The organism is Sphingomonas sp. 4RDLI-65, assembly GCF_049472435.1.
Lineage (GTDB): Bacteria > Pseudomonadota > Alphaproteobacteria > Sphingomonadales > Sphingomonadaceae > Sphingomonas.
Map to the genome: position 1 here is coordinate 75,767 of NZ_JBCEBT010000009.1, position 22,824 is coordinate 98,590.

General features: G+C 65.7%; 24 protein-coding genes and 2 tRNA genes. 14 read left to right on the forward strand and 12 right to left on the reverse strand.

Features of this window, described 5'->3' with window-relative positions; all coding sequences use genetic code 11:
- Nucleotides 1-15: 15 nt before the first annotated feature.
- A complete protein-coding gene (locus tag VH567_RS15880; RefSeq protein ID WP_423327214.1) occupies nt 16-1,068 on the reverse strand; it encodes a COX15/CtaA family protein in 1,053 nt (350 codons plus the stop codon).
- Nucleotides 1,069-1,316: 248 nt separating this feature from the next.
- Between VH567_RS15880 and VH567_RS15885 the strand changes: the two genes are divergently transcribed.
- Nucleotides 1,317-1,700: a MerC domain-containing protein gene (locus VH567_RS15885; RefSeq protein ID WP_423327215.1), complete on the forward strand. Its 384-nt coding sequence runs from the start codon at nt 1,317-1,319 to the stop codon at nt 1,698-1,700.
- A gap of 41 nt (nt 1,701-1,741) precedes the next feature.
- Nucleotides 1,742-2,209 (forward strand): Fur family transcriptional regulator, encoded by a 468-nt coding sequence (locus VH567_RS15890; protein ID WP_333927495.1) that lies wholly within the window; start codon nt 1,742-1,744, stop codon nt 2,207-2,209.
- 121 nt (nt 2,210-2,330) lie between these two features.
- Here VH567_RS15890 and VH567_RS15895 read toward each other — a convergent pair whose 3' ends face one another.
- Entirely contained in the window at nt 2,331-2,861 is a 531-nt protein-coding gene (locus tag VH567_RS15895; protein WP_423327216.1) for a GNAT family N-acetyltransferase, read from the reverse strand.
- Between the two features lie 92 nt (nt 2,862-2,953).
- Between VH567_RS15895 and dxs the strand changes: the two genes are divergently transcribed.
- Together dxs and VH567_RS15905 are read left to right on the forward strand one after the other, a co-directional pair.
- Nucleotides 2,954-4,876: a 1-deoxy-D-xylulose-5-phosphate synthase gene (dxs, locus tag VH567_RS15900; protein ID WP_423327217.1), complete on the forward strand. Its 1,923-nt coding sequence runs from the start codon at nt 2,954-2,956 to the stop codon at nt 4,874-4,876.
- Complete coding sequence (locus tag VH567_RS15905; protein WP_423327218.1) at nt 4,873-5,040, forward strand: hypothetical protein; 168 nt, start codon at nt 4,873-4,875, stop codon at nt 5,038-5,040. Before dxs ends, VH567_RS15905 begins: the two co-directional genes overlap by 4 nt.
- A gap of 145 nt (nt 5,041-5,185) precedes the next feature.
- Here VH567_RS15905 and VH567_RS15910 read toward each other — a convergent pair whose 3' ends face one another.
- Nucleotides 5,186-5,857, reverse strand: a complete 672-nt coding sequence (locus VH567_RS15910; RefSeq protein ID WP_423327219.1) for an RBBP9/YdeN family alpha/beta hydrolase — start codon at nt 5,855-5,857, stop codon at nt 5,186-5,188.
- A gap of 184 nt (nt 5,858-6,041) precedes the next feature.
- On the opposite strand from VH567_RS15910, the gene VH567_RS15915 reads away from it, so the two are divergent.
- From VH567_RS15915 to VH567_RS15935, 5 genes are all read left to right on the forward strand, one after another.
- Entirely contained in the window at nt 6,042-6,815 is a 774-nt protein-coding gene (locus VH567_RS15915; protein ID WP_423327220.1) for a TlyA family RNA methyltransferase, read from the forward strand.
- 243 nt (nt 6,816-7,058) lie between these two features.
- Nucleotides 7,059-7,577: a TspO/MBR family protein gene (locus VH567_RS15920; protein ID WP_423327251.1), complete on the forward strand. Its 519-nt coding sequence runs from the start codon at nt 7,059-7,061 to the stop codon at nt 7,575-7,577.
- Nucleotides 7,578-7,605: 28 nt separating this feature from the next.
- Nucleotides 7,606-7,893, forward strand: a complete 288-nt coding sequence (locus VH567_RS15925) for an accessory factor UbiK family protein (RefSeq protein WP_423327222.1) — start codon at nt 7,606-7,608, stop codon at nt 7,891-7,893.
- Between the two features lie 97 nt (nt 7,894-7,990).
- Nucleotides 7,991-8,497, forward strand: coding sequence for a YbjN domain-containing protein (locus VH567_RS15930; protein ID WP_423327223.1), 507 nt, complete (start codon nt 7,991-7,993; stop codon nt 8,495-8,497).
- A complete protein-coding gene (locus tag VH567_RS15935; protein WP_423327224.1) occupies nt 8,494-9,318 on the forward strand; it encodes a pyrroline-5-carboxylate reductase family protein in 825 nt (274 codons plus the stop codon). The genes VH567_RS15930 and VH567_RS15935 overlap by 4 nt, the downstream gene beginning before the upstream one ends.
- Before the next feature lie 314 nt (nt 9,319-9,632).
- Here VH567_RS15935 and VH567_RS15940 read toward each other — a convergent pair whose 3' ends face one another.
- On the reverse strand, nt 9,633-10,121 hold the full coding sequence (locus tag VH567_RS15940; protein WP_423327225.1) for a MarR family transcriptional regulator: 489 nt from the start codon (nt 10,119-10,121) through the stop codon (nt 9,633-9,635).
- A gap of 59 nt (nt 10,122-10,180) precedes the next feature.
- On the opposite strand from VH567_RS15940, the gene VH567_RS15945 reads away from it, so the two are divergent.
- From VH567_RS15945 to VH567_RS15955, 3 genes are all read left to right on the forward strand, one after another.
- Complete coding sequence (locus VH567_RS15945; RefSeq protein ID WP_423327226.1) at nt 10,181-11,290, forward strand: branched-chain amino acid aminotransferase; 1,110 nt, start codon at nt 10,181-10,183, stop codon at nt 11,288-11,290.
- Between the two features lie 52 nt (nt 11,291-11,342).
- A tRNA-Gln gene (locus VH567_RS15950) sits at nt 11,343-11,417 on the forward strand.
- Nucleotides 11,418-11,433: 16 nt separating this feature from the next.
- Nucleotides 11,434-11,829 (forward strand): hypothetical protein, encoded by a 396-nt coding sequence (locus VH567_RS15955; RefSeq protein ID WP_423327227.1) that lies wholly within the window; start codon nt 11,434-11,436, stop codon nt 11,827-11,829.
- A gap of 30 nt (nt 11,830-11,859) precedes the next feature.
- Here VH567_RS15955 and VH567_RS15960 read toward each other — a convergent pair.
- The 3 genes from VH567_RS15960 to VH567_RS15970 all read right to left on the reverse strand — a co-directional run bounded on the left by VH567_RS15960 (nt 11,860) and on the right by VH567_RS15970 (nt 13,895).
- A tRNA-Ile gene (locus VH567_RS15960) sits at nt 11,860-11,935 on the reverse strand.
- Between the two features lie 135 nt (nt 11,936-12,070).
- Nucleotides 12,071-12,337 carry a hypothetical protein gene (locus VH567_RS15965; protein ID WP_031393308.1) on the reverse strand — a complete coding sequence of 89 codons (267 nt, stop codon included), beginning with the start codon at nt 12,335-12,337 and terminating at the stop codon, nt 12,071-12,073.
- A 154-nt stretch (nt 12,338-12,491) separates the two neighbouring features.
- Complete coding sequence (locus VH567_RS15970) at nt 12,492-13,895, reverse strand: M20/M25/M40 family metallo-hydrolase (RefSeq protein ID WP_423327228.1); 1,404 nt, start codon at nt 13,893-13,895, stop codon at nt 12,492-12,494.
- Nucleotides 13,896-13,999: 104 nt separating this feature from the next.
- On the opposite strand from VH567_RS15970, the gene ettA reads away from it, so the two are divergent.
- A complete protein-coding gene (gene ettA, locus VH567_RS15975) occupies nt 14,000-15,679 on the forward strand; it encodes an energy-dependent translational throttle protein EttA (protein WP_423327252.1) in 1,680 nt (559 codons plus the stop codon).
- Between the two features lie 395 nt (nt 15,680-16,074).
- Here ettA and VH567_RS15980 read toward each other — a convergent pair whose 3' ends face one another.
- Complete coding sequence (locus tag VH567_RS15980; protein WP_423327229.1) at nt 16,075-16,647, reverse strand: Uma2 family endonuclease; 573 nt, start codon at nt 16,645-16,647, stop codon at nt 16,075-16,077.
- Nucleotides 16,648-16,709: 62 nt separating this feature from the next.
- Between VH567_RS15980 and VH567_RS15985 the strand changes: the two genes are divergently transcribed.
- Nucleotides 16,710-17,903, forward strand: coding sequence for a sensor histidine kinase (locus tag VH567_RS15985; protein ID WP_423327230.1), 1,194 nt, complete (start codon nt 16,710-16,712; stop codon nt 17,901-17,903).
- A 48-nt stretch (nt 17,904-17,951) separates the two neighbouring features.
- Here the strand turns inward: VH567_RS15985 and VH567_RS15990 are convergent, their stop codons facing one another.
- Genes VH567_RS15990 through VH567_RS16005 form a run of 4 tightly spaced genes read right to left on the reverse strand, consistent with a single transcriptional unit; the run spans nt 17,952 to nt 22,752 of the window.
- Nucleotides 17,952-18,683: an NTP transferase domain-containing protein gene (locus VH567_RS15990; protein ID WP_423327231.1), complete on the reverse strand. Its 732-nt coding sequence runs from the start codon at nt 18,681-18,683 to the stop codon at nt 17,952-17,954.
- Nucleotide 18,684: 1 nt separating this feature from the next.
- Nucleotides 18,685-19,776: an inositol-3-phosphate synthase gene (locus tag VH567_RS15995; RefSeq protein ID WP_132735585.1), complete on the reverse strand. Its 1,092-nt coding sequence runs from the start codon at nt 19,774-19,776 to the stop codon at nt 18,685-18,687.
- 15 nt (nt 19,777-19,791) lie between these two features.
- On the reverse strand, nt 19,792-20,652 hold the full coding sequence (locus tag VH567_RS16000; protein WP_423327232.1) for a CDP-alcohol phosphatidyltransferase family protein: 861 nt from the start codon (nt 20,650-20,652) through the stop codon (nt 19,792-19,794).
- Nucleotides 20,653-20,700: 48 nt separating this feature from the next.
- Nucleotides 20,701-22,752: an NAD(+) synthase gene (locus VH567_RS16005; protein WP_423327233.1), complete on the reverse strand. Its 2,052-nt coding sequence runs from the start codon at nt 22,750-22,752 to the stop codon at nt 20,701-20,703.
- Nucleotides 22,753-22,824: the final 72 nt, after the last annotated feature.

The following is a 22,824-nucleotide window of genomic DNA, read 5'->3' on the forward strand; positions in this document are numbered from 1 at the left end:
TCCTGACGGGTATTATTATACCCGCTGCTTGATACGGGGCGCTGTGCCGACTGCGTGCGCTGCGAACATCGCGGCGATTAGGAGGAGCGCGGCGTTGCCCTGGTGCGCGACCGCGACGTCGATCTGCACGCCGGTCATCAGCGTCGCGATGCCGAGCATGATCTGCAGCGTGACCAGTCCGACGACGAAGAACCCTGCGCTGCTGCCGGTCTTGGTCGCCTTGATCGCCAGCCAGATCAGGCCGGCGGCCGCGGCGAACGCGAACCAGCGGTGGATGAACTGCACGACGATCGGGTTGTCGACCGCATTGCTCCAGGCAGGGTTCACCATCGGCACGTCGGCCGGGAACAACCCGTCGCCCATCAGCGGCCAGCTGGCGAAGGCATAGCCGGCGTCGAGCCCAGCGGTGAACGCACCATAGACAAGCTGCACGAACAGCAGCGCCAGCGCGACGATCGCCACCGGCTGCATGCGAGCACGGGCGGCGAGCGGGTTGCGTGACAGCGCCATCAGGTCGAGCGCGGTCCACACGATCCCGGCGAGGATCGTCAGCGCGGTCAGCAGGTGGACGGCGAGTCGGATATGGCTGACATCGGTCCGCACCGACAGGCCCGACGCAACCATCCACCAACCGATCGCCCCTTGGAACGCACCAAGCGCCAGCAGCGCCGACAGTCGCCAGCCGTATCCGACCGGGATACGCTTGCGCACCGCGAACCAGATCAGCGGCACCGCGAAGGCGAGTCCGATCAGTCGACCCCAGAGCCGGTGGAGGTATTCCCAGAAGAAGATCGCCTTGAATCCCGACACGGTCATGTCGGCATTGAACGCGGCATATTCGGGAATGCGCTTGTAGGCGGCGAACTCCGCCTGCCACTGCGCGTCGTTGAGCGGCGGGATGATCCCGCTGATCGGTTTCCACTGCGTGATCGACAGCCCCGACTCGGTTAGCCGCGTGATCCCGCCGATGACGACCATCGCGACGATCAGGCCCGCGACCGTATACAGCCACAGGGCGACCGCACGAGGACGGGCTTTGGTGAGAAAGGCGGCGCTGGGCTGAAGCATGGCGGTGAGATAGTCCTTTGCGCAGCCCGGCGCCATTCCTTCATGGTGCGCCATTGCTTCATGTTGCTGGACCAACCGCAGCACTTCATGTCCTTGTTCTCCCGCGAAGGCGGGAGTCCAGTCTGGGCTCCCGCCTTCGCGGGAGAACAAGGAGGAACGGGAGAGCCCTTCAAAACCTTCCAACACGCCACGAAAATCTGCAATGTAATGTTGTATCCTTTCAATCTTCCCGCTATATCCGCCGAACGATGACGCCCTCGGCCACCCATACCCACCGCTTCGCCGGCCTCGATCGCTATGCGATCGGCCTGTCAGGGCTGTGCATGGTGCATTGCCTTGCCACCTCGGTACTGGTCGCGCTGATGTCGACCGCAGGCGGTTTTCTGCTCGATCCGATATTCCACGAAGTCGGCCTGACGATCGCGATCGGCCTCGGTGCATTGGCGCTAGGCCGCGGCGTCCTCCACCACGGCTATATGATGCCCGCCGCGATGGGCGCGCTCGGGCTCGGCATCATGGCGGGCGCGATGACGCTGCCGCACGATAGCGGCGGCGGCGAGACGTTGTGGACGATCGTCGGCGTCGGCCTGCTCGCATTCGGCCACGATCTCAACCGCCGCGCCGAAAGCTGACCGGGTTGCTGGAACCCTTCCGGCATCCTACTTCATCCACCATGGCGCACGCTCACACCCACACCGAACCGCAAGGCGCCGATCTCACCGTCGCAGCACAATCGACGCTCGAAAAGGCCGGCGAACAGTGGACCACGATGCGTGCCAGCGTGTTCGCCGCGCTGGCCAGCTTCGAAAAACCGGCCTCGGCGTACGACATCGCCGAAGCCGTCTCGAAATCCGAAGGCCGCCGTGTCGCCGCGAACAGCGTGTACCGCATCCTCGACCTGTTCGTCGGCGCCAATCTCGCGCGGCGAGTCGAGAGCGCCAACGCCTATGTCGCCAACGCGCACCCCGATTGCCTGCACGACTGCATCTTCCTGGTCTGCGACTCGTGCGGCCAGACCACGCATCTCGATAACGACACGATCACCAAGGGTGTCCGCAACGCAGCGGAAGCGGCAGGTTTCTCGCCCGTACGCCCGGTCATCGAAGTCCGCGGTCGCTGCGCGGAGTGCGAGGCGAAGTAGCCTTCTCCGTCATGCCGGGCTCGTTCCGGCATCCACCTTTCCGCACCCTCGATAGACGTAATTTCGCGGCACAGTGGACCCCGGAACAAGTCCGGGGTGACGGGATATGCTTGGTAAGGTGTTACCCCAGCGCCTTCCCCATCCGGATCATCGGCACCGGCACGTCCCCTGGCGTCTCGATCCGCTCGATCGGCAGATACCCGCAAGCCCGGTACAGCGGCTCCCCAGCGAGCGTCGCCATCATCTCCGCCCGAGAAAACCCCGCCTCGCGCGCAGCGGCCTCGCAAACTGACAGCACCAACCTTCCGACACCCCGCCGCACGAAATCCGGATCGGTATACATTGCTCGGATTCGCGCCGCATCGCGCGCCGGGTCCAGCAGTGCCGCATCCCGCAACGCCGTACTGTGATCGCCACCGTACAGCGTCGCCCGCCGACTCCACCCGCCACACCCGGCTAGTCGTCCGTCCCCCTCGACGAGCAAATACGTCCCGTCCGCGATCAACTGCGTATCGAGCCCCATCACCGCATGGCTCGCCTCGATCTGCGCCGGCGTGAGAAAATCCCCCTGCAACGCGCCGATCGCCCGCGCCATCAGCGCCGCGATCGCCGGGATATCCGCCGCGACGGCAACACGGTGCGTAAAGTTCATAATTGTGCACTTTCCGAGCGATTCCAGTGCGAATGCTACGCCATGACACGGTAACAATCGACACGATACGCGCGCTGCATTAAGCGATTGGGATGGCCGACCTTCCTTCGACACCGCTGCTCGACACCGTTTCGACGCCCGACGACCTCCGCAAGCTGCGCCCCGACCAGCTTCGCCAGCTCGCCGACGAACTGCGTACCGAGACGATTTCCGCGGTCGGCACCACCGGTGGCCACCTCGGTTCCGGGCTTGGCGTGGTCGAACTGACTACCGCGATCCACTACGTCTTCGACACCCCGCGCGACCGCCTCGTGTGGGACGTCGGCCACCAATGCTACCCGCACAAGATCCTCACCGGACGCCGCGACCGCATCCGCACACTCCGCCAGGGCGGCGGGCTCAGCGGCTTCACCAAGCGCAGCGAAAGCGAATACGACCCGTTCGGCGCGGCGCATTCGTCGACCTCGATCTCGGCGGCGCTCGGCTTTGCCGTCGCCAACAAGATCGCGGGCACGCCGGGCAAGGGCATCGCGGTAATCGGCGACGGCGCGATGTCCGCGGGCATGGCGTACGAGGCGATGAACAACGCCGCGCAGGCGGGCAACCGCCTCGTCGTGATCCTCAACGACAACGACATGTCGATCGCACCGCCCGTCGGTGGATTGTCGGCGTATCTGAGCCGTATCGTATCGAGTCGCGAGTTCCTCGGCTTCCGCGACCTGGCCCGGAAACTCGCCAAGCGGCTGCCACGGCCGATCGCCAGCGGGATGCGCAAGACCGACGAGTTCGCGCGCGGCATGACGATGGGCGGCACGCTGTTCGAGGAATTGGGCTTCTATTATGTCGGCCCGATCGACGGCCATAACCTCGACCACCTTATCCCGGTGCTCGAGAACGTGCGCGATGCCGAAGAGGGCCCGATCCTCGTCCACGTCGTCACCAAGAAGGGCAAGGGCTACGCCCCCGCCGAGGCCGCCGCGGACAAGTATCACGGCGTACAGAAGTTCGACGTGATCTCGGGCATCCAGACCAAGGCGCCCCCCGGGCCGCCGCAATACCAGAACGTGTTCGGTGCGCAGCTCGTCGCCGAGGCGGCCAAGGACCCTCGGATCTGCGCGATCACCGCGGCGATGCCGTCGGGCACCGGGCTCGACGCGTTCGCCAAGGCCTATCCCGACCGGTTCTTCGACGTCGGCATCGCCGAGCAGCACGGCGTCACCTTTGCCGCCGGCCTCGCGGCGCAAGGCCTGCGCCCGTTCTGCGCGATCTATTCGACCTTCCTCCAGCGTGCGTACGACCAGGTCGTCCACGATGTGGCGATCCAGAACTTGCCCGTCCGTTTCGCAATCGACCGCGCGGGCCTGGTCGGCGCGGACGGTGCGACTCACGCAGGGTCGTTCGACGTCACCTACCTCGCGACGCTCCCGAACTTCGTCGTGATGGCGGCGGCGGACGAGGCCGAACTCGTCCACATGACGCACACCGCCGCGCAGTACGACACCGGCCCGATCGCGCTCCGCTATCCGCGCGGCAACGGTACCGGCGTCGCGCTGCCCGAGACCCCGCAATTGCTGGAGATCGGCAAGGGCCGCGTCGTGCGCGAGGGCAAGACCGTCGCGATCCTGTCGCTCGGCACGCGTCTCGAGGAGGCTTTGAAGGCCGCCGAGATCCTCGAAGCCAAGGGGCTCAGCACGACGGTCGCCGATCTCCGCTTCGCCAAACCGCTCGACGTCGACCTGATCCGCAAGCTGCTCACCACGCACGAGGTCGCGGTAACGATCGAGGAGAACTCGGTCGGTGGTTTCGGCGCGCATGTGTTGACGATGGCGTCGGACGAAGGGCTGATCGACGGCGGGCTTAAGCTTCGCACGCTGCGTTTGCCCGACGTCTACCAGGATCAGGACAAGCCCGAAGTTCAGTACGCCGAAGCCGGCCTCGACGCGACCGCGCTGGTCGACACCGTCCTCAAGGCGCTCCGCCACAATTCGCGCGGGGTTGCCGAAGCGCGCGCATGACCGGGCCGACCAAGGGTCTCCTGATCATAGCACTCGCGGTGGTCGTGATGGTGACGTTGAACATCACGATGTGGCGGCGGATGCGGGGTGGTCTAGCAGCGGCGAAGGCTGAGCAGGCGGCGAATCCCGAGCTGTTCGATGAGGACGGTTCGCGGATTTCGTAAGCTGCCTTTGTAGGCAGGCACCACCCCGGCGAAGGCCGGGGCCCAATTAGGAAGCGTTGATAACGAAGCGCGGTCCCCCGTTACTACGACCTCACCAATTGGGCCCCGGCCTTCGCCGGGGTGGTGTATCGTTTGGGGGGGGCGCTCAACCACCCAGATAATGCGTCTGCGCGGCATCGGTCGCGCTTACCGCCAGGATCGATCGCGCCTTGCTCGGCGGCAGAGCCTGCCCCCGGCCATCGCCGCTCGCCGCGATCACCCGTTCGAGCAGATCCTGCCCCTCGCACCACCAGCCGATCCCGCTCGCAGCATTCAGATGCCCCTGCGGGCCGGCGTCGACGAAGTGGCTGCCCCAGTCCGCCGCCATGCTGTGCGCGCGCTGCGGCGTGACCCAAGGGTCGTCGCTGCTCGCCACCACGATCGACGGGAACGGCAAGGGCGTGCGCGGCGTCGGCGAAAAGCCTTTCAGTTCCGCCTGCGCACCGCCACGATCGACATCCGCCGGCGCCACCAGCAACGCGCCCGCCACCGGCCAGCCATAAGGCTGCGGGCTGAGTTCTGCCCACCACGCCACCGCCAAGCATCCGAGGCTGTGCGCCGCGAGGATCACCGGCGCGTCGGCGCGGCGGATCGCCTCGTCGAGCCGCGTCACCCAGGCGTTGCGGTGCGGCGTGTTCCACATGCCGAGCTCGACGCGCACCGTGTCCGGCCGCGCGTCCTCCCATAGCGTTTGCCAATGCGAGGGGCCGGAACCGCCGAGACCCGGCACGGTCAGGATGGTCGGCTGGACGGAATCATACGGTGCGAAACTACCCACAGCGCTTCTCCTTCTCCAAGGCCCCGTTTCGGGGTGGAAAGCGTGACCGGGGGGACGCTCTAGGGGACGCCGGCTGATCACGCTTCCCAAGCCTCAACGTAATCCTACTTGATCGGTAGGCAATGGCATTGCGGCGAAAGGAAGGCAGCTTGCGGCGATCGGATCGGGGGGCGATAGGCGGGGTATGGGAAAGTTGCGCGCAGACCAGATGCTGGTCGACAGAGGCCTCGTCGAGTCGCGGACGCGCGCGCAGGCGCTGATCATGGCGGGCCTCGTGTTCGCGGGGACCAAGAAGGTCGACAAACCCGGCCAGACGCTCCCCGATGACGTGCTGCTCGACGTTCGCGGGCGCGATCATCCCTGGGTCTCGCGCGGCGGAATCAAGCTCGCACACGGCCTCGCGCATTTCGGCTGGGACGTGACCGACGCGGTCGCGATCGATGTCGGGTCTTCGACGGGGGGCTTCACCGACGTCATGCTGAAGAATGGCGTGGCACGCGTGTACGCGGTCGACAGCGGCACCAACCAGCTCGCCTGGTCGCTCCGCCAGGACGACCGCGTGATCGTCCACGAGCAGACCAGCGCCCGCATTCTCACGCCCGCGCATATTCCCGAACCGATCGACCTGATCGTATGCGACGCAAGCTTCATTGGGCTCGCCAAGGTCCTCGAACGACCGATGTCCTTCGCCAAGCCCGATGCAAGGCTGATGGCGCTGGTGAAGCCGCAGTTCGAGGCGGGGCGCGAGGAGGTGGGGAAGGGTGGTGTCGTTCGCAACTCCGCGATCCACCAGCGCGTCTGCGACCAGGTCGCGGCATGGCTGACCGGGCAGGGATGGAGCGTGGTCGGTGTGGTCGAGAGCCCGATCACCGGCCCCGAAGGCAATGTCGAATTCCTGATTGCCGCCTTGCACGGCGGTGGATCTCCAGAGCAGACCCAAACTCTCCCGTCATCCTGACGAAAGTCAGGACCCAGGATACCGAGGGCGATCCTGCTTGGCTCTGGGTCCTGACTTTCGTCAGGATGACGGAGGGCGGTGTTGGTGCGTGCCTAACCGCCACCCACCGTGCCGGAATGAACCACTAGCGGAACGATTCTTGCCGACGCACGGTTTACCGATCGCAAGATGCGCGGCAGGACGAGCCTGCGTAGAGACGGAAGGATTTGTGTGGGCGGTATCGCTTCGAAGGGCCAGTTGAGGATGTCGTTCCTCCGCTGGGCGGTCGTGACCGTGCCCCTGATCCTGCTGCTCGGTTTCGCCTCCGGCCAGTCGGTCAGCGTCGGGAGCGACAATACCTGGTACATGGCGCTCGCCAAGCCCGCGCTGAACCCGCCGGGCTGGGTCTTCCCCGTTGTCTGGACGACGCTCTACATCCTGATCGGGCTCGCGCTCGCGATGATCCTCAACGCACGCGGTGCACGGTTGCGGGGACTGGCCGTCGCGCTGTTCGTCGGCCAGTTCGCGCTCAACCTCGCCTGGACGCCGATCTTCTTCGGCGCGCACAGGATCGGCCTGTCGGTACTCGTGATCGTCGCGATGCTGGCGCTGTCGATCGCCGCGACGTTCGTGTTCGCGCGTATCCGCCCCGCCGCGGCATGGCTGATGCTGCCCTATATGGTGTGGATCAGTTTTGCTGGCGTGCTCGCGTTCAGCATCGGGCAGATGAACCCCGGCGCCGAGACACTTGCACCCGCAAGCCATACGTCCCAAATGCTGTGACGAACTGATCTTACGGGAATTTGAAGCAATGCAGTCCGAAAACCGCGTGTTCGACGATATCGTCAAGGTCTTGAACGGTGCGGCCGGTACGCTTGCGGGCGTCGGTCGCGAAGCCGGGTCTGGCGCGCGGGAACGCGCCCGCGAATGGCTCGGCGGGCTCGATTTCGTCAGTCGCGAAGAGTTCGATGCGGTCAAGGCTATGGCCGCTGCCGCGCGCGACGAGAACGACGTGTTGAAGGCACGTCTCGATGCGCTGGAAGCCAAATTCACGGCACAATCCACAGTCAATGCGCCGACCGGGGCGTCGGTCGACTGACTTTTCCACAGTTTTCCGCAGAAACGGGTTCGATGGGGTTGCCGTGGCGTTTTTGCCTCGGCACCCTTTGTCGTGCGATAAGGACCGCCAGGACCTAATGATGCTCGACCAAGTAGACCACGACCACGAAGACGCTGCCCCGATCGACATGCTCGAGAGCTATTATGCTGCGCATGGCTGGGAGCATGAGCGTCACGAGGACGAGATCGTCGCGACCGTGAAGGGCAGCTGGACGACGTACGAGCTGCGTGCCCTGTGGCGCGAAGACGATAGCGTCCTGCAATTCCTCGCTTTTCCCGACATCAAGGTGCCCGACGAGCGACGTCAGGCGGTGTACGAGACGATCGGGCTGGTCAACGAACAGCTCTGGATCGGCCATTTCGAACTCTGGTCGTCGAGCGGCATATTGCTGTTCCGGCATGCGGCGATGGTCGATGGCGGCGATGACGGGACGATGTCGTTGGAAGCGGCCGAACTGCTGGTCGAATCGGCGATCGAGGAATGCGAGCGTTTCTACCCCGTGTTCCAGTTCGTGCTGTGGGGCGGCAAGAGCCCCAAGGACGCGCTGGCGGCCGCGCTGATCGAAACGCACGGCGAGGCATGAGCGGGGGGGCTCCGGCCACCGGCTTTCCGACGGGCCCGCTGTGGCTGATCGGCTGCGGCAACATGGGTGGCGCGATGCTGCACCGCTGGCTCAAGGCGGGGCTCGATCCCGCGACGGTGACGGTGATCACGCGGAGCGGGAAGGGGGCGCCCGACGGCGTCCGCTCGCTGACCGCGCTGCCTGACGAGGATGCACCCGCGACGCTGATGCTCGCGCTCAAGCCACAGCAGATCGACGCCGCGCAATCTTTGCTCGCGCCGATGCGGGGCGCGCCGAAGTTGCTGCTGTCGATCCTCGCCGGTGTCGACCACGCTGCCTTGGCGCAGCGGTTTGCGGCCGAGGCGATCGTCCGCGCGATGCCCAATCTCCCGGTGGCGATCGGCAAGGGCGTGACGTCGCTCTACACGGTCGGCGCGTCGGATGCGGCGATTACGGGGGCGGAAGCGTTCGCGGGCCCCCTCGGCCATTACGAATGGATCGCCAACGAAGCGCATTTCGACGCCGTGACCGCGCTCGCCGGTTGCGGACCGGGGTTCGTGTTCCGCTTCGCCGACGCGCTCGCCAAGGCCGGTGCCGCGCTCGGCTTGCCGGCTGACCAAGCCGCGCGCCTTGCCATCGCCACACTGGAGGGCTCGGCGATCATGGCAGCGGATGCGGATGTTTCGCCCGCCGTGCTGGCCGACCGCGTCGCAAGCCCCGGCGGATCGACGCGCGAGGGCCTAAACGTGCTCGACCGTGACGACGCGCTGGTCGCCTTGCTCACGGAAACGCTAGCCGCCTCCGAACGCCGAAACGCCGAAATGGCCGCCGCCGCGCGTTAGGCCAGGGCGGACGTGGGGTCACTCCAGCTTCGGCCGTTATCCGGACCTTCTATTTAGCCGTCCAACCTTACGCCGTCACGCCAACCTTACCCGTCACGCCGCCCCCTAGTCCGTCACCCCAGCGAAAGCTGGGGTATCCCGGTGTGGCTCACGACATCTGCCAAACCATGAGATCCCAGCTTTCGCTGGGATGATGGTGGAGGGAGTGTAGCTGACGGCGAGGGGGCAAGGATGACGGTTGGGGGCGAGCAGGAACGGAATATGCGCAGGCGGGGCGCGAAGCAGCAGACAGGCAGACAGCGCCGCTCGTGCGCCTACCCCCGCAGCCCGATCACCTGCGACCGCTCGCTCTCCGGCACCAGGCCCTCCAGCACCGCCCAGAAACCCGACACCGCGCTCTGCCCCGCGCTCGCATAGGCCGCCGCCATCTGGATGCGCGCCGCCTCGAACAGCTCGCGCTCCATGATCGACCCTTCCGCTGTCAGTCGCAGCAACCGCTGCCGCCGGTCGCGCTCGCCCGGCCGCGTCTCGACCAGCTTCCGGTCCGCGAGTTCGTTCAGCACACGGCCGAGCGATTGCTTGGTGATCGCCAGCAACGACAGCAATTCGCTGACCGTCATGTCGGGTTTGCGGGCGATGAAATACAGCGCCCGGTGATGCGCGCGCCCCAGGCCTTCCTGCGCCAGCCCCTCGTCGATCGACCGCGTCAGGTGGCTGTAGCCGAAGTACAGCAGCTCCATGCCGCGGCGGAGTTCGGGTTCGCGAAGGAACAGGGGTGAAGCGGACGACGCTGGGGCAGACATGTTGACCGGTTTAGACATCGCCCGTAGTCGTCGGCAACCCGCCTTGAGAGAGAATTTCGATGTCCGCTCCAGCTTTTACGCCGACCTCCGCCTTTCGGCATGAACCGAACGCGACTCCGGTCGAGGCGAACGAGCGCGCGAAGCGGCTGATCGACCCCGGTTTCGGACGCGTCTTCACCGATCACATGGCGATGATCCGCTACAGCGAGACCAAGGGCTGGCACGACGCGCAGATCACCGCGCGCGCGCCGCTGTCGATCGATCCGGCGTCGTCGGTGCTGCATTATGCGCAGGAGATCTTCGAGGGCATGAAGGCGTATCGACTCGCCGACGGCGGCACCGCGCTGTTCCGCCCCGAGGCGAACGCACGCCGCTTTCAGGATTCGGCGCGGCGCCTCGCCATGCCCGAACTGCCCGAGGACCTGTTCCTCGAATCGATCGAGCGCCTCGTGAAGGTCGATGCCGATTGGATCCCTGAGAGCGACGGCGGCGCGCTGTACCTGCGCCCGTTCATGTTCGCGTCCGAAGTGTTCCTCGGCGTGAAGCCATCCGCCGAATATCTGTACATGGTGCTCGCCTCGTCGGTCGGCGCCTATTTCAAGGGCGGCGCCCCGACCGTGTCGATCTGGGTGAGTCAGCAATACACCCGCGCCGCGCAGGGCGGCACCGGCGCGGCCAAGTGCGGCGGCAATTACGCCGCCAGCCTGCTCGCGCAGTCCGAGGCGATCCGCAACGGCTGCGACCAGGTGGTGTTCCTCGATGCGGCCGAGCGCCGCTGGGTCGAGGAACTCGGCGGCATGAACATCTTCTTCGTGTTCGACGACGGCAGCATGGCGACACCCGCGCTGACCGGCACGATCCTCCCCGGCATCACGCGCGATTCGATCCTGACGCTCGCACGCGCGAACGGTATCGAGGTCCGTGAGGAGGGCTATACGATCGACCAGTGGCGCGCCGACGCGGCGAGCGGCCGGCTGGTCGAGGCGTTCGCCTGCGGCACCGCGGCGGTCGTCACGCCGATCGGCACGGTGGCGAGCCCGGAGGGGCGCTTCACGATCGGCAGCGGCGGTCCGGGCGCGCTGACGATGCGGATGCGCGACGCGCTCGTGTCGATCCAGCGTGGTACTGCGCCCGACGACAACAACTGGCTGCATCATCTCGCCGATTGAGGCGCGCAAGGGCTTTTCACGCGGCGCGGCCCCGCTATAAGGCCGCCTCTGCTGGGGCGTCGCCAAGTGGTAAGGCAGCGGCTTTTGATGCCGCCATGCGCAGGTTCGAACCCTGCCGCCCCAGCCAATTCCGGATATCGAGCGTGCTGATCGCTGCTGACTGCCAGAGCAGGCAGTGGCTGGTCTCGTTCGCGCCACGCCAGGGCCAATCCCCGATTGAGGCGACTGCGCGGCGTTCCGGACATGAACGAAATCTCATGGAACATCGGGTCGGTGCCACGGGTAATTGGCCCGTCACTCCGTTCGAGGATTTCGCCATGCGCATTGCCCAACTTATCGTCCTGCCGCTCCTCATCGTCTCGGCGTCGCCGGTGCTGGCCGAAGGCTGTCTGCGCGGCGCCGCTGCTGGAGGCGTGGGCGGTCATTTCGTCGGCAAAGGCCATGCGGTGCTCGGCGCGGCAGCTGGCTGCGTGGTGGCGCATCACCACTATGCCAAGCAGGCCAAGGCGCAGAAGGTCGCGGCCAAAGCAGGGCGGTGACGCTATCCTGCCGGGCTCGCCGCAGGAGGTTGGTGGGCCCGGCAGGAATCGAACCCGCAACCTAGCCGTTATGAGCGGCCAGCTCTAACCGTTGAGCTACAGGCCCCACCGGCGCCTGCGTTAGCGCAAGCGATCATCGGGCAAAAGGGCGCAAAGCAGATGCGCAAAGAAAAAGGGCGCTCCCGAAGGAACGCCCTTTCCGACACTAAATCCTATCGAGCGTAGAAACGCCCGACAGATTTTAGTTCATGTTGTCGGTCTTCTCGTCGGCAGCGTCACGGACGTTGTCGGCAGCTGCGTTCATGTTGTCAGCAGCGTTCTCGAGCACGTCGGTAGCGACTGCGTTCGAGGTATTGTCCGCCATGGCGTCCATGTTGTCAGCCTGCATTTCCATGTTGTCAGCCAGCATGTCCGCGTTGTTCTCAACGGCGGCGGCTTCTGGCGACTTGCTGCAGGCTGCGACGGACATCAGGCCGGCGGCAGCAGCGATCAGAACGATCTTCTTCATTCGAATGCTCCCAAGCATAGTTTCACTCGCGGCCGACCCGATTGCCGTCGCGAAGTCACGTCAAATAGCGGACCCCGGCGGGCGGTCAATCCGCTAAATTCATCTGTCCGCAAGGTTTGCGGCAGAACGATGACGTTTCGGTTGCAGCGACTGGTCACTTTCCGGGCACGATCGGACCGATTTCCTCAGGCGCATTGGCGACCGTGGCGATCATCGCGGTCCAGGCGGCGACGTTCTGACGAAGCTGTTCGGGGTCGATCAAACCCAGCGTGTCCTCGGGCGTGTGATGGTAGTCGAAGTAGCGCAGGCCCGATTGGTTGAGGTCGATTCCGGCTACCCCGGTGGCGATCGTCGGGCCGACATCGGTGCCACCGTGCGGGGCGTCGTTGCCGCGGATGATCCCGAGCGGCGCGAGCGCGACGGCTAGGCGATCGACGACCGGCTTGGCGGCATCGGGCAGGCTGCTTTCGAAGCGCCAGACGCGGTCGGCACCGAAATCCGATTCGGCGGCGGTCGCGTGACGCTCGCCGGCATGCGCCTTGGCGTAGGCGGTTCCGCCGAACCCGCCGCTCTCCTCGTCACCGAACCAGACGACGCGGATCGTGCGGCGTGGGCGCTGCCCGCTGTCCATGACGAGCTTGGCGGCAGCCGCGGTGATCGCGATGCCCGCGCCGTCGTCGATCGCGCCGGTGCCCAGATCCCAGCTGTCGAGATGGCCACCGACCAGCACGATGCCTGCCTTGGGATCGGTGCCCGGAACCTCGGCGACGACGTTGCCCGATTCCTGCATCCCAGCCTGCTTGTCCTCGAGCACCAGCTTCAGCGTCACCGGCTTGCCGAGCTTCACCAGCCGCTCGACATGCTCGGCATCCGCGACCGACAGCGCCGCCGCGGGGATCGGAGTCACGCCCGCGTCGAAATTGGTGTTGCCCGCGTGCGGCCCGCGGCCGTGATCGGTGCCGATCGACCGGATCACGATCGCTGCCGCGCCCTTCTTGGCGGCGACGTTCGGTCCGACGAAGCGCGCGGTGCCCTGCGATCCATAGCTCGACCCATCCTGGGTCGGCTGCATCGCGTTGGAGACGAACGCGATCTTGCCCTTCAGGCTGCCGTCGGCGGCGAGCGCCAGGTCGTTGTACGTCGGGAAATACACGATCGGCAGCGTCAGTCCGCCCGGCGGCGTCGCGCCCGAATTGCCGAGGCCGACCAGATGCAGCTTCTGCGCATAGGGTGCGACCAGCTCACCGCTCTCCGTGCCGCGCGACCAGACCGGTAGCTGGTATTTCTCGATCCGCACGTTCTTGAACCCGAGCGCCTTCAGCTTAGCGACCGACCAGGCGCGGGCCCGCGGTGCCGCCTCGGTGCCCGTCATCCGCGGGCCGACCTCGGTCGTGATGCCCTCGACGATCTTGTACGCGGTATCGTCGGTCAGCGCCTTGTCGCGGAGCGCCGCAACCTCCGCGTCGACCGCGGTCGCCGGGGCGGCGGTACGCTGCGCTAACAGGGGAGAGGTGAGGGCGGAAGCGGCCAGCGCCGCGAGCAGGGTGCGTTTCATCATCGGGGCAGCGTATGTCGGCGCTCCCCGTTTGCCAACGGCCCGCCGCATCGCTATCTGCGCACGTCAAATCCCGCCATATTTCTAGCATGGAGCTCGGCACCCACATGGCCGTCCAGTATACCTACGTCATGAAGGGTCTGTCGAAGACCTTCCCCGGTGCCAACAAGCCCGTTCTCAACAACATCCACCTGCAGTTCATCCCGTCGGCGAAGATCGCGATCATCGGCCCCAACGGCTCGGGCAAGTCGACCTTGATGAAGATCATGGCCGGCATGGATCCCGATTTCACCGGCGAGGCCTGGGCGGCGGAAGGCGTCAACGTCGGCTATCTGGCGCAGGAGCCTCAGCTCGATCCCACCAAGGACGTGATGGGCAACGTCAAGGACGGCGTGCGGCCGGTCGCGGACCTGGTCGACCGGTTCAATGCGATATCGGCCGAAATGGGCGATCCGCAGGACGACACCGATTTCGACGCGCTGATGGAGGAGATGGGCGAGCTCCAGGCCAAGATTGACGCGGTCGATGGCTGGGCGCTCGACAGCCAGCTCGAACAGGCGATGGAGGCACTGCGCTGCCCGCCGGGCGACGCCGACGTCACCAACCTGTCGGGCGGCGAGAAGCGCCGTGTCGCGCTCTGCAAGCTGCTGCTGGAGAAGCCGCAGATCCTGCTGCTCGATGAGCCGACCAACCATCTCGACGCCGAAAGCGTGTCGTGGCTGGAGAACTACCTCAAGGAATATACCGGCAACGTCATCCTCGTGACGCATGACCGCTACTTCCTCGACAACGTCGTCAACTGGGTGCTCGAGCTCGATCGCGGGCGCTACTACACCTACGAGAGCAACTATTCGGGCTATCTGGAGAAGAAGGCGCAGCGCCTCAGCCAGGAAGAGCGCGAAGAGGCGGGCAAGCAGAAGGCGATCGCCGACGAGCTGGCGTGGATGCGCCAGACCCCCAAGGCGCGCCAGACCAAGTCGAAGGCGCGTATCCGCGCGTTCGACGAGCTGATGGAGAAGCAGGAGAACCGCGTCGCCGGCAAGGCCGCGATCCTGATCCAGCTGCCCGCGCGTCTCGGCGGCAAGGTGATCGAGGCGAAGGGCCTGACCAAGTCGTATGGCGACAAGCTGTTGTTCGACGGCCTCGACTTCACGCTGCCCCCGGGCGGCATCGTCGGCGTGATCGGCCCGAACGGCGCGGGCAAGTCGACCTTGTTCAAGCTGATCACCGGCCAGGAAACACCCGACGAGGGCACGATCGAGGTCGGCTCGACCGTCAAGCTCGGCTATGTCGACCAGAGCCGCGACGATCTCGATCCGAACAAGAACGTCTGGCAGGAAATCTCCGACGAATTGGAGATCTTCCGTTTCGGCAAGCAGGAGATGGGCACGCGGGCATATGTCGGCGCGTTCAACTTCCGTGGGGCGGACCAGCAGAAGAAGGTCGGCCAGCTGTCGGGCGGCGAGCGCAACCGCGTCCACATGGCCAAGATGCTGAAGGAGGGTGGCAACGTCCTCCTGCTCGATGAGCCGACCAACGATCTCGACGTCGAGACGCTGCGTGCGCTCGAAGAGGCACTGGAGACGTTCGCGGGCTGCGCGGTGGTCATCAGCCATGACCGCTTCTTCCTCGATCGCCTGGCGACGCATATCCTCGCATTCGAGGGCGATAGCCACGTCGAGTGGTTCGAGGGCAACTACGCGTCGTACGAGGAGGACAAGCGTCGCCGCATGGGTGACGCCGCCGATCGGCCCACGCGTCTGGCGTACAAGAAGCTGACCCGCTGATCGCCTGAAGCGCGACGACTCGAAAATCCTCCCCCCGCAAGGGGGAGGATCGTTCGGCATCATCGGGGGATATCGATCCGTCCCTTTCCCGTTCTGCCGGGCCCTTCGCCTACGCTCGAGAAAGCTTGGCTCCCGCAAATCCGATACAATTCTGGTTTGCGGAATGGTCGTCCTCGGAACCTGTCGGTACTTACTGCTGACAGAGCAGGTGCCACCCCGGCGGAGGCCGAGGCCCAGTTGGAAAGTTTGTGGTAACGTAGCGCAGCCGTCGCAAGCGGGATCCCCCAACTGTGCCCCCGCCTTCGCCCGGGTGATGCACGCGGTCGAATGCCTCTATTTCGAAGATATCCGGAGTGCCGGTCCGACCTCGGCAATATGTTGACCGTTGGTTTCGCCTAAAGCGCGGACGTGGCTACGCTCAGGTTCGGAATCGTCGTCGACTCGATCCCTGTGTCGAAGGACACATCACGCGACTGGGTGAAGCGATCACCCAGCGGCGCCCAAAATTGGTGGATCACCCTCGCGCGTACGTTCACGACCCAATATTCGGCAATGCCTTCGCGCGCATAGATCTTGCGCTTTCGGCCGAGATCGTTGCGCAGCGTCGTATCCGCAACCTCGATCACCAGTGCGAGCGATGCGAGCGGGATTAGCCCTTCGCCCTCCGGTTCTGCGGTTACAGCGATATCAGGTTCTGGCACGTTGTAGGGCGGCATCGAAACCGACCCTTCGACAAGCGCTTCGAGATTGCCCGGCAACGTATCGAGCGTATCGGCGATCAGGCGAAACAGCCGTGACTTGATCCGCGCGTGCGGCCTGTGCTGCGAATTCATGTAGACGATTTCCCCGTCCAGCAGCTCGGTTTTGCCATACGCCTCGAACGCCCCGGCGGCGTCGAGCATCAGATAGTCCTCGACCCGAAGCTTTACGGGGAGCGGCACGGTGGTAAGAGGCACCATCTCGGTCATTGCACCAGCCTAGCATGATCGGCGAGCGTCCCCAAGACGCGTGAAACAGAGCGGAGTGCATCTTGGCTGTCATCGAAACTTCCCCCGGCGGGAATACTCCTCCGGCTGCGGGCGAGCTTCAGTATCGCCTTCGCCAGCAGTCGATCCTGGCCGATTTTGGGATCGAGGCACTGCGCGCGCGCGATCTCCAGCCGATGTTGCAGCGTGCGACCGAGCTGTGCGGCGAGGGGATGCGGTCGAAATACTGCAAGTTCCTCGAATATCGCCCGGAGCAGGATACGCTGCTGGTGCGCGCCGGCATCGGCTGGGAGCCGGGCGTGGTAGGGTCGACCGAGATGCGCACCGATCTCGGTTCGCCCGCGGGGTTTGCGCTGGAAACCGGCCTGCCGGTAATCTCGAACCATCTCGAAAACGAACAGCGGTTTCGGACGCCCGAGTTCATGGCGCGGCACAATATCCGGCGCGCGATCAACGTGCTCGTCGAGACGTCGGGCAAGCGCTTCGGCGTGCTCGAGGTCGACAGCCCCGACGAAGGACAGTTCGAGCCCGCCGACTTCGCGTTCATGCAGGGTTTCGCCAACCTCATCGGCGTAGCGATCGAGCGACAGCAGGCCGAACAACGGCTGAGCGAGGCGATGGAGCATCAGGAGCTGCTCACGCGCGAGGCCAGCCACCGCGTCAAGAACAGCCTCGCGCTGGTTTCGGCGATGCTCAACCTCCAGATGCAGGAAGACGACGATCCGCGGATCCGGCGGCTGCTCGGCGACGCGCAGGCGCGGATCACCGCGATCGCGCAGACGCACGACCAGCTCTGGCGGGGCGACCAGGTCGGCATCGTCGCGCTCGACGATCTGGTCTGCGGGATCGCGACGGGGCTTGGCGAGCAGTCGCTCAACCACCGGATCGACTGCGATATCGAGGCGATCCTGATCAGCGCCGACGTGGCGATCCCGATGGGGTTGCTGGTCACCGAACTCGTCACCAACGCGATCAAATATGCCTATGGCGAGGACGGCGGCGTGATCCTGGTCAGGGTGCGCAGCGCGGACGGGCGGATCGTCCTGACGGTGTCGGACGAGGGCGGCGGGCTGCCGGCGGACTTCGACCTGAAGACGGCGTCGCGCAAAAGCCTGGGGATGCGGATGATCGGCAGCCTCGCGCGGCAGTTGCGCGGGGCGGTGACGATCGAGAACGCACAGGTCGGGACGTGCGCAACGCTGGACGTGCCCGATCCGCGGGTCGAGGTCGTTGGCTAGACGTTGAGTGTGCGATCCTCCCCCTGGCGGGGGAGGATCACGGAAAAGCTAAGCCGCCACGGCGTCCGCTCTGGTTGCCATCCACGCTTCGGCCTTCGCCAGCGCGGGCGCGTCGTCGACGTCGATCCAGTCGATGTCGCTGCAATCGACGATCCGGGCCAGGCCTTGCGCGGCAAGCAGGCGGACGCCTTCGGTGAGCGAGGGGCTGGCAAGCGTTGCCAGCGCATCCGACAGCGCAGGGCCGATCGCGAAGACGCCGGTGTCGTAGCAGTCGTGCGGTTCGAGGCCCTTGCCGATCGCGACGATGCGGTCGCCTTCGGTCGCGACGCAGGTGACGTCCTCGGGGTCGACCCAGTCATGGCCGAGGCGGCGGTCGATGCCGAGGCGGAGACCACCGCCAGCGCCAGCCTTCGCCATACGCGCGTAGAGTTCGGGACTGACGAGGTGGTCGCACATCGCCAGCACCGCCTCGCCACCGGCCAGCGCCTCGCGCGCAGCCAGCACCGAGACGCCGTTCGGCTCGCGGTGATCGGCGAGCACTGTCTCGACCGCCAGCGGCCAGCGCCGGCTGCCAAGATACGCTTCGATCGCCTCGCGACCATAACTCACCGTCACGATCGCGCGAGCAAAGCCGGCCTCAGCCAGCCCTTCCAAAGCATGCGCGATCAACGGCCGCCCCGCGACCGCGCAGAGCGGCTTATACGGGGCGGAGGTGCGAAGGCGGCTGCCTTCCCCGGCGGCGAGGATGATCGCCGTTTGAATCCGGGGCGTCTCGATCATGTCAGGCGGCCTTGATGAACCGCTCGACTTCGATCTGCGCGAGATCGTCGGTCATCTGCGTGCGCGGGTGCTTGCAGAAATAGGCCGAGGCAGGGTCGATCACGCCGGCGATGCCGCGATCCTTGGCGATCTTGGCGCAGCGGATCATGTCGATCGCGACACCCGCCGAGTTGGGGCTGTCCTCGACCGAAAGACGCAGCTCGATGTTCATCGGCACGCCGCCGAACAGCTGGCCTTCCATGCGCAGGAAGCAGACCTTGTTGTCGTTCTGCCAAGGCACGTAATCCGACGGGCCGATATGGACGTTGTCGTCGTCCATCCGCTCGGCCGCGACCGACTGGACGGCTTCGGTCTTCGAGATCTTCTTCGACTCGAGACGGCGATGGTTCGACATGTTGAGGAAGTCGGTGTTGCCGCCGGTGTTGAGCTGGTAGGTGCGATCCAGCTTCACGCCGCGCTTGGCGAACAGGTCGGTCAGCACACGGTGGACGATCGTCGCGCCGAGCTGCGCCTTGATGTCGTCGCCGATGATCGCGACGCCGGCGTCCTCGAACTTCTTCGCCCATACCGGGTTCGACGCGATAAACACGGGGATGTTGTTGACGAACGCCACGCCCGCTTCGATCGCGCACTCGGCGTAGAATTCGGTCGCTTCCTGCGAACCGACCGGGAGGTAGTTCATCAGCACGTCGGCGCCCGATGCCTTCAGCTCGGCGATGACCTCTTCACGCGTCGGTTCGGCGGCGTCGGAAACCAGGAACGTACGGTCGTCCTTGAAGTCAGCCATGTGGTCGGCGACGCCGTCCAGCTTCTTGCCCATCTTCACGATCGTGCCGGTGTTGCTCACGTTCGGCGCGAACACCGCGGTGCAGTTCGGCTTGGCGAAGATCGCCTCGGCGACGTCCTTGCCGACTTTCCGCCGATCGACGTCCCACGCCGCGACGACCTTGATGTCGCTCGGCTTGTAGCCACCCATGTCGAAATGCATCAGGCCGACCTGGTCGTTGGCGCCCTCACGGTAGTGCTCGAGGCCTTGCACGAGCGAGCTCGCGCAGTTGCCGATGCCGACCACGGCGATCCGAATGCTATTCATTACTGACCCTGTTCCTTACGAAAGATGCATGCGCGACGCGGTCTTTGGTCGCGGCGGCGTTGTACTACGAACGAAGGCGCGTTCGACACGACGGTGCCAGACGAGCCCGACGATGGCCACGAGCGTCAAAGGGACGATCTCGAACCACCAGAAGATGCGTGGGTTGCCCGCGAAGCAGGCGACGAAGATCGCCCATACTCGCACATTCGCGGTAAGCAAGGCCATCAAGCGCAACGGCGCGACGGCGCGAGCCCCATAACTGGCGCCGAGCGCGACCGGATCGCTCGATTGGCCGAGCGTCCGTTCGAACGGCATGGCGATCCGATCGATGCTGCTGGCGACCCCATCATAGAAGCGCACGAGCGCGTTACCGGTCGGTACGGGGGGCGCTGCGAGCGCCACGCCCTTGATCCGGCGATGGAAGCGTGAACGCTCGCCTTCGTACATGTTCGACTGCACCGCATGCGCGCCACCGGCGGCAATGGCGAGGATCCAGCCCGCGGGCGTATCGATCGTCAACGCGAGGGAGATATAGATCAGCGCGAACACGCCGTGATCGCACAACCCGTCGAGCATGCGCCCGAGCGGGCTCGCGGTCTTGGTCGCGCGGGCGACCATGCCGTCGAGCCCGTCGGCGATCAGCCACCCCATCGACAGCACCAGACCGACCAGCGCCAGCGCCCAATTACCCCATTGCGTATAGGCGAGCGCAGCCGCCCCACCGAGGCAAAGGCCCGCCACCGACACCGAATTCGCGGAAATTCCACGCGCCAAGGCGAGCGGCAAAAGCGCACGGCCCGCCGGGTGAATCAGCCAAAGATTAGATGGGATCTCGATCCGGCGATCGCGCGATCCATCCGGTGGAGCCACTGTCATAGGATTTTCACAATGCGCCCGACCCGTGGATTATGCAAGACGGCGCGGCTAACCACACGGAACGCTTGACCGCAATTCTTCGATCCAAGCGGTTGCAATTCCGTCCGAAGGGGCCCGCCAATCGCCGCGCGGCGACAGCGCGCCCCCTGCCGACACCTTCGGTCCGTTGGGCATCGCCGACCGCTTGAACTGGCTGGTCGTGAAAAACCGGAACAGGAATTTCTCCAGCCAGTGGCGGATCGTCGGCAGGTCGTAAGCGACGCGCGCATCGGCGGGCAGATCCTCCGGCCACGCGCCAACGCTCGCATCGCGCCAGGCGTGCCAGGCGAGGAACGCGATCTTCGAAGGCGCAAGGCCATGGCGGATGACGTAATGCGCGAAGAAGTCGTTCAGCGCGTACGGCCCGATCATCGACTCCGTGCTCTGCAATGCGCCGTCCGCACCCGCGGGGACGAGCTCGGGCGAAATTTCCTGCGCGAGGATCGTCGACAGAATGGCGTCGGTCGCCGCGTCATACTGGTCGGTGCGGATACACCAGCGGATCAGGAACTGGATCAACGTTTTCGGCACGCCGCTGTTGACCGCATAATGGCTCATCTGGTCGCCGACGCCGTAGGTGCACCAGCCAAGCGCCATCTCGCTGAGATCGCCGGTGCCGAGCACGATCCCGCGCCGCTGGTTGGCGAGGCGGAAGAGGTAATCGGTGCGCAAGCCCGCCTGCACGTTCTCGAACGTGATGTCGTACACCGGTTCGCCCTCGCTGAAGGGGTGGCCGATGTCTTCCAGCATGCGGCGGGCGGCGGGTTTGATATCGATCTCTTCGGCGGTGATGCCGAGCGCGCGCATGAGCGCCCAGGCGTTCGCCTTGGTGCCGTCTCCGGTCGCGAAGCCGGGCATCGTGAAGCCGAGGATGTTGGTCCGCGGGCGGCCGAGCCGGTCCATCGCCTTGGCTGCGACGATCAGCGCATGCGTCGAGTCGAGGCCACCGGAGACGCCGATCACGATCGTCTCGGCGTTTGCGGAGACGAGCCGCTTCGACAACGCCTCCACCTGGATGTTGAACGCTTCGTAGCAATCGTCGTCGCGTCGCGCCGGATCGTTCGGGACGAACGGGAAGCGGCGGATCGCACGCTCCAGACCGGCATCGTCGCAGACCGGCGCATGATCGAACCCGATCCGCCGGAAGCGCGTCTCCGGGTTGCCCGCAAACACGGCGGCATCGTTGAACGTCCCGAACCGCAGCCGCTCTTGCGTGATCCGCTCGCAATCGACGTCGGCGACGACCAGCTCTGGTTCGGTCGCGAACCGCTTCGATTCCGCCAGTTGCTCGCCGAGTTCGTGGATCAGCCCCTGGCCGTCCCACGCGACTTCGGTGGTGCTCTCGCCGGGGCCCGCCGCGGAATAGACGTACGCACACACCGCGCGCGCCGACTGCGCCGCCGCCAGCATCGCCCGCTCGCGCGCCTTGCCGATGACGATGTTCGACGCCGACAAATTGCAGCAGATCAGCGCGCCGGCGAGCGCGCCGGCGGTCGAGGGCGGGGTAGGGGCCCAATAATCCTCGCAGATCTCGGCATGGAACACGAACCCGGGCAGGTCGTGCGCGGCAAAGATCAGGTCGGTCCCGAACGGCACCTCCTCGCCGCCGAGGTCGATCGTCAGTCCGGTCATGCCCGCGCCGCTCGCGAACCAGCGCTTTTCATAGAATTCGCGATAATTGGGCAGGAACGTCTTGGGCACCACGCCGAGCACGCGGCCGTGGGCGATCGCCAGCGCGCAATTATACAGCCGCCCGTTCCGCACCAGCGCCGCGCCCACGAGCAGCACCGGTCGCAGGTCCGCACTGGCCTCGACGACCGCCGCGATCGCCGCCAGCGTCGCACGCTGCTGTGCAGTCTGCAGGTGTAGGTCGTCGATCGCATAGGAGGTCAGGTTCAATTCGGGGAACACGATCAGGTCGACGCCCTGCGCGTCGGCATCCCGCGCCAGCGCGATCGTCGCGGCGGCATTGGCGGCGGTATCGCCGACCGAGGCCCTGGGCGTGGCGGCGGCGACGCGGATCAGGCCGTGCGTGTGGATCGCGTAGAACGGATGCTTCATGCCGCACAGATACCCGCGTGCGGCGCGCCACGCTACCGGCTTGGGGATGCTGCCGGTTCCATAAAAAAAGGG